General features: G+C 68.8%; 10 protein-coding genes. 2 read left to right on the forward strand and 8 right to left on the reverse strand.

Annotation, left to right across the window (positions count from 1 at the left end):
* Positions 1 to 101: 101 nt before the first annotated feature.
* From ACH9EU_RS00515 to srlA, 7 genes are read right to left on the reverse strand one after another with little or no spacing between them, the layout of a single operon-like run.
* Complete coding sequence (locus ACH9EU_RS00515) at positions 102 to 1,112, reverse strand: alpha-ketoacid dehydrogenase subunit beta (protein ID WP_449555788.1); 1,011 nt, start codon at positions 1,110 to 1,112, stop codon at positions 102 to 104.
* A 10-nt stretch (positions 1,113 to 1,122) separates the two neighbouring features.
* Positions 1,123 to 2,094: a thiamine pyrophosphate-dependent enzyme gene (locus tag ACH9EU_RS00520; protein WP_396411969.1), complete on the reverse strand. Its 972-nt coding sequence runs from the start codon at positions 2,092 to 2,094 to the stop codon at positions 1,123 to 1,125.
* Positions 2,091 to 3,437, reverse strand: coding sequence for an NAD(P)H-dependent oxidoreductase (locus tag ACH9EU_RS00525; protein WP_396411970.1), 1,347 nt, complete (start codon positions 3,435 to 3,437; stop codon positions 2,091 to 2,093). The genes ACH9EU_RS00520 and ACH9EU_RS00525 overlap by 4 nt, the downstream gene beginning before the upstream one ends.
* 24 nt (positions 3,438 to 3,461) lie before the next feature.
* Positions 3,462 to 3,908, reverse strand: a complete 447-nt coding sequence (locus tag ACH9EU_RS00530; protein WP_396411971.1) for a transcriptional regulator GutM — start codon at positions 3,906 to 3,908, stop codon at positions 3,462 to 3,464.
* Between the two features lie 13 nt (positions 3,909 to 3,921).
* Positions 3,922 to 4,356, reverse strand: coding sequence for a PTS glucitol/sorbitol transporter subunit IIA (locus ACH9EU_RS00535; protein ID WP_396411972.1), 435 nt, complete (start codon positions 4,354 to 4,356; stop codon positions 3,922 to 3,924).
* Between the two features lie 16 nt (positions 4,357 to 4,372).
* Positions 4,373 to 5,455 carry a PTS glucitol/sorbitol transporter subunit IIB gene (gene srlE / locus ACH9EU_RS00540; RefSeq protein ID WP_396411973.1) on the reverse strand — a complete coding sequence of 361 codons (1,083 nt, stop codon included), beginning with the start codon at positions 5,453 to 5,455 and terminating at the stop codon, positions 4,373 to 4,375.
* 2 nt (positions 5,456 to 5,457) lie between these two features.
* Entirely contained in the window at positions 5,458 to 6,126 is a 669-nt protein-coding gene (gene srlA, locus ACH9EU_RS00545; RefSeq protein WP_396411974.1) for a PTS glucitol/sorbitol transporter subunit IIC, read from the reverse strand.
* Positions 6,127 to 6,689: 563 nt separating this feature from the next.
* Here srlA and ptsP point away from each other — a divergent pair.
* Both ptsP and ACH9EU_RS00555 read left to right on the forward strand, forming a co-directional pair.
* A complete protein-coding gene (gene ptsP / locus ACH9EU_RS00550) occupies positions 6,690 to 8,396 on the forward strand; it encodes a phosphoenolpyruvate--protein phosphotransferase (RefSeq protein ID WP_396411975.1) in 1,707 nt (568 codons plus the stop codon).
* 42 nt (positions 8,397 to 8,438) lie between these two features.
* The gene (locus ACH9EU_RS00555) at positions 8,439 to 8,717 is read left to right on the forward strand and encodes an HPr family phosphocarrier protein (RefSeq protein ID WP_396411976.1); all 279 of its coding nucleotides are present in this window, start codon (positions 8,439 to 8,441) and stop codon (positions 8,715 to 8,717) included.
* Positions 8,718 to 10,004: 1,287 nt separating this feature from the next.
* On the opposite strand, the gene ACH9EU_RS00560 is transcribed toward ACH9EU_RS00555, so the two are convergent.
* Positions 10,005 to 10,332: kinase/pyrophosphorylase (locus tag ACH9EU_RS00560; RefSeq protein ID WP_396411977.1), on the reverse strand; the 328-nt coding region annotated here is incomplete at its 5' end.

Consider the following 10,332-nt stretch of genomic DNA (forward strand, 5'->3'; position numbering starts at 1 on the left):
CCGCCGTGACGGTGTCCCCGGGCTGCTTGAACCACTGCGCCATGGTGCCCTCCTCCATGGTCATGGACATCTTGGGCATCGTGACCGGCTTGCGGGCCATCTCACCACTCCTGAACGAGTTGGGTGGCGGCTGCCACGATGTCGTCGATCTGGGGCACGGCGGCCTTCTCGAGCTTCGGGGCGTAGGGGATGGGGATGTCCAGGCCGGCGAGACGCTTGATCGGTGCCCGCAGGTGGCCGAAGGTCTCGGACTCGGAGATCAGTGCCGACACCTCGCTCATGTAGCCGCCGGTCTTCACGGCTTCCTGCACCAGGAGCACGCGCCCGGTCTGCTTCACCGAGGCGAAGATGGTGTCCGTGTCCAGGGGCGTCAGCGTCCTGGGGTCCACCACGGTCGCCTCGATGCCTTGCTCTGCCAGGAGGGCGGCGGCCTCGAGGGAGCGGCTGACCTCGATGCCGGTGGCGACGATGGTCAGGTCCTTGCCCTCCCGCACGACCTCGGCCACGCCCAGGGGCGTGTGGTAAACCCCTTCGGGTACAGGACCGGAGGTCTTGTAGAGCAGCTTGTGCTCGAGGATCATCACCGGGTTCGGGTCCTCGAGTGCGGCCAGCAGCAGGCCCTTGGCGTCCCGGGGGTTGGAGGGCATGACGACCTTGAGCCCTGGGATGTGGGTGAACCACGCCTCCAGGCTCTGGGAGTGCTGGGCCGCGGCCCCGGTGCCGGAGCCACTGGGTGCGCGGATGACCATGGGGACGTTGACGGACCCGCCCAGCATGAAGTGGATCTTGGCGGCCTGGTTGGCGATCTGGTCCATGGCCTGGGCGGTGAAGTCGGAGAACTGGATCTCCACGATGGGCTTCATGCCGGCCAGGGCGGCGCCGACGCCGGCGCCCACGATCCCGAGTTCGCTGATCGTGGTGTCGCGCATCCGCTCCGGACCCACCTTGTGGATCAGGTCCCCGGAGACCCCGAAGGCTCCGCCGTAGGTCCCGACGTCCTCGCCCATCATGAAGACCCGGTCGTCGGCCTCCATGGCCAGGAGCAGGGCTTCGCGGATCGCTTCGGAGTACGTCATCGTGCGTGTCTGCACGTCGGTCAGGGTGTCAGTCATGATTGCTCACTCACTTCGCGTAGACAGCGGACAGAAGATCGTCGGCGGAGGACTCCGGAGCCGCGTTGGCGGTCCGGACGGCCGCGCGGAGCTCGTCGCGCACCGCGGTGCGGACCTCCTCGAGCTGGTCCTCGTCCAGGGTGCCGTGCTCGACGACCTCCTTCTCAAAGGCGAGGATGGGATCCCGGCCCTGCCACTCCTGGATCTCCTCGCGGGTGCGGTAGAGGTTCTTGTCGCTCTTGGAGTGTCCCTTCCACCGGTAGGTCAGGGCCTCGATGAACGTCGGGCCCTCCCCGGCCCGCGCCCGTGCCACGGCGGTCTGCACCGCGTCGTGGACGGCCTGGACGTCGTTGCCGTCCACGGTCACCCCGGGGATGCCGTAGCCCAGTGCCCGGTCGGAGAGCTTCTCGAGCCGGAAGGCCTGCTCGGAGCTCATGGACATCCCGTACTTGTTGTTCTCGCAGATGAAGACCACGGGAAGCTGCCACATGTTCGCCAGCACCACGCCCTCGTGCCAGGCGCCCTCCCCCATCGCCCCGTCCCCGTGGAAGCACACGGCGACCTGGTCGGTGCCTTTCATCCGGGCGGCCAGTGCTGCACCGGTGGCGATGGGGACGCCTCCGGCCACGATCCCGTTGGCCCCGAGGTTGCCGGTCTCCGGGTCGGCGATGTGCATGGAACCACCTCGGCCCTTGCAGTAGCCGGTCTCCTTGGCCAGCAGCTCGGCCATCATCCGCTCGATGCTGGCGCCCTTGGCGATGCAGTGGCCGTGGCCGCGGTGGGTGGAGGTGATGTAATCCTCCCGGGTCAGGGCCAGGCACGCGCCGGCCGGGACAGCCTCCTGGCCGATCGACAGGTGCATGGTGCCGTGCATCAGCCCGCGTCCGAAGAGGTCGTCGACCGCTTCTTCGAAGCGGCGGATGCGCCACATGGTGGTGAGGATCTCGGTGGCTGTGCCTTTGTCTGCAGCGAGCTTGTTCATCGGAGCGTGTTCTCCTTCTGGACCGTGTCCTGGAAGATGAGGTCGATGGCGGAGAGGTTCCCGTCCTTGAGCAGCAGGTCCTGCAGCTTGCGCAGGACGACGATGGTGCGGGTCTCGTCCAGCTCGACGTCGTCGTAGGTGACCGGCACGCCGGCGGGGACGTCACGGATCAGGGTCGCCGCGGAGGCCAGCCCGATCGGCAGCTCCCGGCCGGCAGCGGCCTCGTGGGCGGGCACGGCCACTCCGTGGACGGTGGACCCACCGATGCCGTCGATCTTCTCGCCGGCCTTGAGATCCCGCTTGGCCACCGCAGTCACCTCGGCGTTCCAGGCGACGGGTGCCAGGGAGGGCTGGCGTTCGAGCACGGCCTCCCCGATGGAAAGCACCGCCTCGATGCTGGCCAGGTGGTAGGGACGGTAGAACGAGAAGTAGGGGCCCTCGCCGAGCTTGAGGTAGCGCAGTTCCTCGCTCACCACGGGGTCCGTGGACTTCCCGATGACGAACACTCCGGGGGCCACCTCGCCGGTCGCGTAGTCGATGACCCCCGACCGGTCGAGGATGCCGCCGTCGGCCTGGGGCCTGAAGACCTCCGACAGCCCGGCCACGGTGCTCTCCGGGCCGATCATGCCGCGCTGGGAGAGCTCCAGGTTCGCGGCGTTGGCGAGGTCGGCCATCTCGATCATGGTCTTGGTGCCGTCCACGAAGGAGCACAGCATGCGGGGGTTCATGCCCTTCTCGGCGGCCTCGGAGGTCAGCTCCTCCGGGGTGGCGGTGGGGCGCAGCGGGTTGTTCTTGCCCTTCCCGACGCAGACGACGTCCAGGCCGATGTCCTCCACAAACTCCATCAGCTTCAGGCACTCGACCGGCTCGTCGCCGCGGCACACGGTGTACACGACTCCGCTGCGCTGGGCCAGCTTCGCCAGCAGGAGCCCGACCGTCACGTCGGCCTCCACGGTCATCAGGGCCACGTCCTTGCCGGCGAGGATCGACGCGAGAGCGACCTTCGCGGCGACCTCCGGCACGCCGGAGCATTCGATCACGATGTCGACCGGGAGCCGGGTCAGGTCGACCGCGTCGGTGACGACCACGTGACCGCCGGCCTCGACGGTCGCGGCGAGCTCCGCGAGGTCCGCGCTCTGCTGGACGTCGGTGACACCGGCGTTGGCCAGTGCGGTGACGGCCCGGTCGGCGGCGATGTCGGCCACGGCCGTGATGTCCATGCCGGGCTGGCGGCTGATCTGGGCGATGAACCCGGATCCCATCTGTCCTGCTCCGACGAGGCCGACGCGCACGGGTCGGCCGGTCGCGGTCTGTCGGGCGACGAGCTTCTTGCTGTATCCCATGGGGGACTCCTTATCCGAGGTTCTTCACCGTTGAGGGACGGAAATCTGGTGAGCTGTCTTCTGGGGTACCCCCTGCGTCGCGGCGGGGGCCTTCTTCTGCTGGCGCATCAGCGAGGCGAACTGCTGCTGCGCCTCCTGGACGGCCAGCGCCGTCTGAGGATTGGTGGCACGCTGATCGGCGTCGCGGAGCAGACCGAGCAGTTCCGGTGCCGGCCGGAATCGGGCCAGGACCGACATGCCGGTCATCTTCTCGGCGGCCAGCACCTGGCGGGTCACCTCGTCGACGACCAGCAGGACGATGGCCCCGCGCAGCTTCCCTTTGTGCCGGCCGGACACGAGCTTCGCGGCCCGGCCGCGATAGGTGTCGGCCAACCTGTTGACCGCGCGGCTGTAGGCGCGGTGCTGCAGCAGGGTCCCGGCGGCTCCCAGGACGAGGGCCGCGCCGAAGAGGAGGGCGAATTCGGTGTTCATGACGTGCCCCCGGCTACTCGGCGGATCCGGTGTGAATGGTGAAGCGGGCCCCGGGGCGCGGCAGGTCCAGGGTGCCCTGGGCGTGGATGGCGCCCGGCAGCAGCTTCATGTTCTCCGCGGGGTCCATGTAGACCACGACGTGGCCCAGCTCCCGCAGGTTGGACGCCGCGATGTCGCCCATCTTGGTGATGCGCACGCTCTTCTCGCCCAGCTGCAGCACGTCCCCGGGCCGAGGGTCGCGGGAGGCCGGGCCCGAGGGCTTGTGCACCACGCTCACCTCTGCCAGCGCAGCGGGGCACGGGTCGGCGAAGAAGATGAGCACACCGCCCTCGACCATGGAGGCGGCTTCCTCGCCCACGGTGCTGACTTCGCTGTCGTAGATGATGTCGTTCATCTGCGTGGTCATGTCGTTCCTCTCGGCGTGGTTCACGGTTCGGGTCGGGTTCATCGGTGTCGCACCTCTCTCAGACGAGCAGGAAGCTGGCGGCCCAGGCGATGAGCACGGCCAGCGGGGAGGTGATCATTCGGGAGAACAGCACCGCCGGCGTGCCGACCGCCACGGTCTCCGGCTTGGCCTCCCCGAGGGAGAGGCCCACGGGCACGAAGTCGCACCCCACCTGGCCGTTGATCGCGAACAGGGTTGGCAGCGCGTACTGCACGGGCAGTGCTCCCTGGGCGATCTGGGTGCCCATGAGCACACCCACCACCTGCGCGATCGCCGCGCCCGGGCCCAGGATCGGGGACAGCAGCGGGATCGCCGTGATGAAGCCCAGCAGGATCAGGCCCAGCGGGTTGCTCGCCAGGGGCTGCACGCCCTGGGCGATCCACTCGGAGACTCCCGTGTAGGTGACGATGCCGATCAGGAGGCTGACATAGACCATGAACGGGAGGATCGTCTGGATGGTCAGCGTCACGGCCTGGCGGCCCGCCGAGAGCAGCGTGTTGATGAAATAGCCGATGCCGGAGCCGAAGCTCACGACGAAGCGTGAGAACGCCCCCCCGATCTTGCTGCCACCACCCATGGTCTTGGCCGTCTGCTCCAGGCGCTCCTTGGCGGGAGGCCTGGCGAACGTGGTGGACGCTGCCGTCGGCTGCCCCTCGTCCGCAGGCGGAATGGTGGTGGCTTCGTCCTCGCCCTCCGTGAGCTGGACCTGTTTCACACCCACGGCGGAGACGAAGAGATCCTCGGTGATGAACTGCGCCAGGGGCCCGGACGGTTCGCCCGGATAGACGTCGACCGTGGGGATCTTCTTGCGCGGATAGACACCGATCCGCGCCGTTCCACCGCAGTTGATCACCGCGGCGAGCACGGACTCGTCCGGGACGGTGGTATTGAAGCCGTCCACGGCCTCGGCCCCGGTCAGGTCAGCGATCCGCTGGGCGACCGGATGGATGCCGCCGCCGGTCACGGACAGCACGATGTTCTTCTCGGGTGTGGGGGTCAGGTGCAGGCCCTTGCCCCAACCGGCGCCGCCGCGCTGGACGGTGACGGACCTGTAGTCCGCGTTCTCGTCGCTGTGCTGGTCAGCGTTGGTCTTCTCGCTCATGTCTAGGACTCCTTGGTGGCGGGAGTGACGGCGGGAGTGCTGGCCGCGAAGTGGCGGTCGAACTCGTCGAACAGCTCGGTCCGGCCGGTGCGGCGGATCATCATGCGGGTGATCCACTCGGTGACCATGCCGCGGATGAAGATGACCACGATGCCGACCAGGAAGTACAGCAGCGCCAGTCGGGCATAGGAGGCTTCGCTCACCTCGAGGACGCCGGCGGCGACTCCGGTCCACACGAAGAGCTCGCCGGCGTTCGCGTGCGGGAAGAAGGCGGTGACCGGGTGCACGAAGGAGACGGCCGAGTCGTAGAAGGCCGGCTTCTGGCGCTCGGGCAAGAACTTGCCGAACGAGTAGCACATGGGGTTGGTCAGGATGATCACGGCCAGGATCGGCATGACCGTGTACCGCGTGATGGCGTACTTGCCGGATCGCTGGATCGCCCGGTCCATGCGGTCCTCACCCACCCAGGTGGTGATCGCGTACATCGTGGTCAGCAGCACCAACAAGGTCGGGAGGATCCCGGTGACCAGGCTCATGAACGTCCCGCCGGCCTCGTTGAAGAGCCCGATGAAATTCGTGGCCGCCCAGTCCAGGGCGCCCAGCACGGGGTTGTCCTGACCGGGCGGTGGAGCGATGGGGTCTGTGGTTGTAGCCAGGAGCTGTGTAATCACGGCGACTCCTCTGCTCGAGGCCTTCCGGCCAAGCGGTAAGGGGACTTTTCGCTCGCCTTGCGGCTGAACGGCATACTCACATATGTGATTAGCGCTTATCGCATATGTGCATGTGACCCATCTAACATCACAGGACCACGGAGCGCAACCGTTTGGTGGATGTTTGCTTGACGCACGACCGGAACCGAGGTCGGGGGTGCGCGGGGGCACTCTGCGCATACCGCCCCCATGGCGCGGGCGATCTTGCCACCCGACTGGAATCCCCGGGTGCAGTCACTTCCGCACCACGTCAGCACCTCGCCACATAATCACATCAGTGCAGAGCTGAGAAATTTCTCTCACAACCGTGCATATCTGTGGGGACGATGCTATACATGACTTCCGTGACGTGCATCACGTCTGAAGCCCTTGTAGGGCCGTGGTGAGTTTCGCGGCGCTGAACGCCACCGTCCGCGGGGGCCGTACGGCAACGCTGTCCCGCCCGGTCCGCTCCCACAGCCGCAGGACACACTCGGCGGGCCGTCACCACTGAACCCGAACTGAGCGAACGGTGATCGATACCCATGAACACGACTTCCTCCACGACGACAACAGGCCCGTTGCAGGGCGTCGGGGTGTGCCCCGGACGCGTCGTCGGGCCCGTCCGGCACATGCCACCGGCCCTGGCCGAGCCCACCGCCGAGCTCCGTCCGCTGAATGACGAAGAGATCACCGTCGAGGTGCAACGGCTGAAGGAGGCCGGTGCGACCGTGGCCGCCGCGCTACGGGCCAGGGCGGAGTCAGTCTCACCGGAGGCGGCCGAGGTGCTGGCTGCCACGGCGCTGATGGCCACCGACTCCTCGCTGCACAAGGGCGCGCGCCGGCTGATGCGTGACGGGCTGTCGACCGAGCGTGCTCTGTGGGAGGCCGCGGCCCAAGTCGCGGACACCCTCACGGGTCTGGGCGGGTACATGGCCGAGCGCGCCGCCGACGTCCTGGACGTGCGCTCACGCATACTGGCCCAGCTGCGCGGGGTCCCGGCTCCGGGCATCCCGCTCGCCGAGGGGCCGTTCGTGCTGGCCGCGGAGGACCTCGCTCCGGCCGACACCGCAGTCCTTGACCCCGCCCACGTCCTGGCACTGATCACCAGCCAGGGCGGGCCGCAGTCCCACACCGCCATCCTCGCCCGCGCGCTGGGCATCCCCGCGGTCGTGGCCGTTCCCGGGCTCGCCGGTGTGCTCGATGGCGAGCTGGTCTACGTCGACGGGGCCGCCGGGGTGGTGACTCCCGACCCGCCGCCGGAGCTGGTGGGCGCCGCCCAGGCCTGGCAGCAGAAGAAGGGACAGCTGGGCGTCTTCGACGGGGCCGGGGTCACCGCCGACGGGCACGAGGTGCCGCTGTTGGCCAACGTGGGCGGGGCCGAGGACGCCGTGGCCGCCGCCGCCGCCGGTGCCCAGGGCGTGGGGCTGCTGCGCACCGAGTTCTGCTTTCTGGGCCACACCACCGAACCGACCGTGGCGGAGCAGACCGAGAAGTACCGCGGAGTCTTCGCCGCTTTCCCGGGGCAGAAGGTCGTGGTGCGCACCCTCGACGCCGGAGCGGACAAGCCCCTGCCCTTCCTCACCGACGCCGCCGAACCCAATCCCGCCCTGGGCGTGCGTGGACTGCGCACCGACCGTACGAGCCCGGGCGTGCTCGCCCGCCAGCTCGAGGCGATCGCGGCCGCCGCGGGCGCCGAGTCCGCCGAGGTCTGGGTGATGGCGCCCATGCTGTCCACTCCCGCCGAGGCTCAGGCCTTCGCTGCCCTGTGCGCCGAGCACGGCCTCCCCACCCCAGGGGTGATGATCGAGGTCCCGGCCGCGGCCCTGACCGCCCCGGAGATCCTCACCGAGGTGGCCTTCGCCTCGGTGGGCACCAACGACCTCACCCAGTACGTGATGGCCGCCGACCGTCAGCTCAGCGCCCTGGCCGAGTTCAACGATCCCTGGCAACCGGCCCTGCTGCGACTGGTCCGCACCGCCGCCGACGGCGCCCAAGCGACCGGCAAGCCGCTGGGCGTGTGCGGGGAAGCCGCCTCCGACCCTGCCCTGGCCGTGGTGCTCACCGGCCTGGGCGTCACCTCGCTGTCCATGTCGCCCCGGTCGCTGGCCGCCGTCGCAGCGGTCCTGCGCACGGTCACCCTGGACGAAGCCCAGCAGCTGGCCCGGGCCGCCCTGTCGGCCTCCTCCGCCCACACCGCCCGCCAGTCGGTCCGGGACCGGCTGCCGGAGCTCACCCGCCTTGGCCTCTGACCCCAGCCCACCCACCACCACCGACCGTTCAAGGAGAAACCCATGACCGAACGTACCGCCACCATCGGCAGCGACTCCGGGCTGCACGCCCGTCCGGCGGCGATCTTCGCCGAGGCCGCCGGCAACCAACCCGTCGAGGTCACCATCGCCCACCCCGACACACCTGCGGAGGACGCCCTGGACGCCGCCAGCGTCCTGTCGCTGATGAGCCTCGGCGCCGAGAAGGGCGACACCGTCGTCCTTCGCGCCGAGGGCGACGGCGCCGAACAGGCCCTGGACGAGCTGGCCGCCGTCCTGGAGCACAACCACGACCAGTCCTGATCCCCTTCAGGTCCGGGACTCCCACGTCGGTGCGGGGCGGGGCCGGCCGCGAGTCTGGACCCGCCGGGCGGGCTCCCGCTGCGAACATGCTCGCCCGAGCCGGGTTCTACGACGAGCCATCGACACCTATGAAACAGTCGGCGCGACGGCACGTGCAGGCCCGCCGCAGAGGCGCACGAAAAACAGCCGTCCAGTACGACGCGAAAGGCAGACCGATGTCCACATCCAGCGGGCCGATTTCCCCGACAGAACTGCGAAGAGGTGAGCGGATCCAGGCTTGGACCGGCCCTGTGATGCAGTACGTGGGAGTCGTGGAACTTGTCCGTCCCGAGTTGGGTGTGGCATGGATCCGCGACGGTGTTCTCGGCGAACGGAAAATGCTGGATCTGCGTGAATACCGACTGCACCGTGACTGTCCGGGGGCGGGTCGACCGCGTTTCGGTACAGGAGTGTGAATTCATGGGGACATCCGGACAGGAGAGTCCTTCACGACCAGGGCGGCGCTGCGTCCAGCGGAGTGGTGAGTGTCCGGCCCCGGTGCGCCGGACGCTGACCGCCCGTAGCGACGCGCTGATGGACGCTCAGATTGACGGCATCTGCGGTGCCGCCTGCGGCTCGTGATCCCCGAAGCGGACAACCGGCCGCAACGGCTGCCGAACCGGGCAGCGGCATCCGCCCCGGCACTCTTCTCGCCTCGACCATCGGACTGCGCTGAGTCTTCTACCGCCCGGACCGGCTGACAGCGCCCGGCCGGACGGTCGAGGCGGCACTGACCGGTGTGGTCGCCGCGGTGCCGCACCCTCTGCGTGGCGCAGCTCATGTCCGCCCCCGGCATTTCCGCCGTGGGTCCAGACCCTGCTGCGCTGGCGTCGGCGGGCGGTCCGACAGGTCGACCCTGGGCGTCCCGTCCGACCGAGCAGCCGACGCCCCGACCGAGCAGTACGACGAGTAGGCCGACGCTCCCGTTGCCATGATCGCGAGCTCATCCAACGTGCACAGGCTGTCGCCACCACCGCGGCTGACGACGCCGAGCGGACGGACATCGTCCCCTGTCTCGCGTCCAGCGTCCGCCCACGCCGAAAGCCACCCAGGTTCAGCGCTGGACCACGAAGTGGAAACTGACCGTCGTCGATGCCGGTGCGGGGGCAGATGGCCCGGATGTCTCTCGGACTCCGGCCGGACTCCGGTTTCGAGCACGGATCGAGGCGTGCGCGGAGACAGCGACATCCCAGGGACTTTCGCGACGGTGGCCGCGGATGGCGCAATCAGTGGGGCACCACTGCATGCTCATCGGGGGCCGAGTTCCTGGAGGTCCATCTTTTGGAGGATCGTGGCCGAGATCTCCTCGACGGACATGAAGGCGGAGTTGACGTGAGGGATGCCATTGAGCGCGTACATCTCCTCGGCGTTGCGCAGTTCCCAGGCGCACTGGGCCAGGGAGGAGTAGTCGGTGCCGGGTCGTCGTTCCTGGCGGACCTGGCTCAGGCGCAGCGGTGAGGAGGTCAGCCCGAAGCACTTGGCGGTGTGGGCGGTGATGGGCGCGGGCAGCACCCGGCGGTCGAAGTCCTCGTCCACGAGGGGGAAGTTGGCGACGTGGATCCCGTGCTGCAGGGCC

Origin of the sequence: Kocuria rhizosphaerae (assembly GCF_044462265.1) — a bacterium.
GTDB lineage: Bacteria > Actinomycetota > Actinomycetes > Actinomycetales > Micrococcaceae > Kocuria > Kocuria rhizosphaerae.

What these genes read in the sequence shown, in the direction of transcription:
- srlE (WP_396411973.1), bottom strand. Translation starts at nt 5,455, where the DNA reads ATGAGCGAGAAGACCAACGCTGACCAGCACAGCGACGAGAACGCGGAC.
- ACH9EU_RS00515 (WP_449555788.1), bottom strand. Translation starts at nt 1,112, where the DNA reads ATGACTGACACCCTGACCGACGTGCAGACACGCACGATGACGTACTCC.
- ACH9EU_RS00535 (WP_396411972.1), bottom strand. Translation starts at nt 4,356, where the DNA reads ATGAACCCGACCCGAACCGTGAACCACGCCGAGAGGAACGACATGACC.
- ACH9EU_RS00520 (WP_396411969.1), bottom strand. Translation starts at nt 2,094, where the DNA reads ATGAACAAGCTCGCTGCAGACAAAGGCACAGCCACCGAGATCCTCACC.
- ACH9EU_RS00555 (WP_396411976.1), top strand. Translation starts at nt 8,439, where the DNA reads ATGACCGAACGTACCGCCACCATCGGCAGCGACTCCGGGCTGCACGCC.
- ptsP (WP_396411975.1), top strand. Translation starts at nt 6,690, where the DNA reads ATGAACACGACTTCCTCCACGACGACAACAGGCCCGTTGCAGGGCGTC.
- ACH9EU_RS00530 (WP_396411971.1), bottom strand. Translation starts at nt 3,908, where the DNA reads ATGAACACCGAATTCGCCCTCCTCTTCGGCGCGGCCCTCGTCCTGGGA.
- ACH9EU_RS00525 (WP_396411970.1), bottom strand. Translation starts at nt 3,437, where the DNA reads ATGGGATACAGCAAGAAGCTCGTCGCCCGACAGACCGCGACCGGCCGA.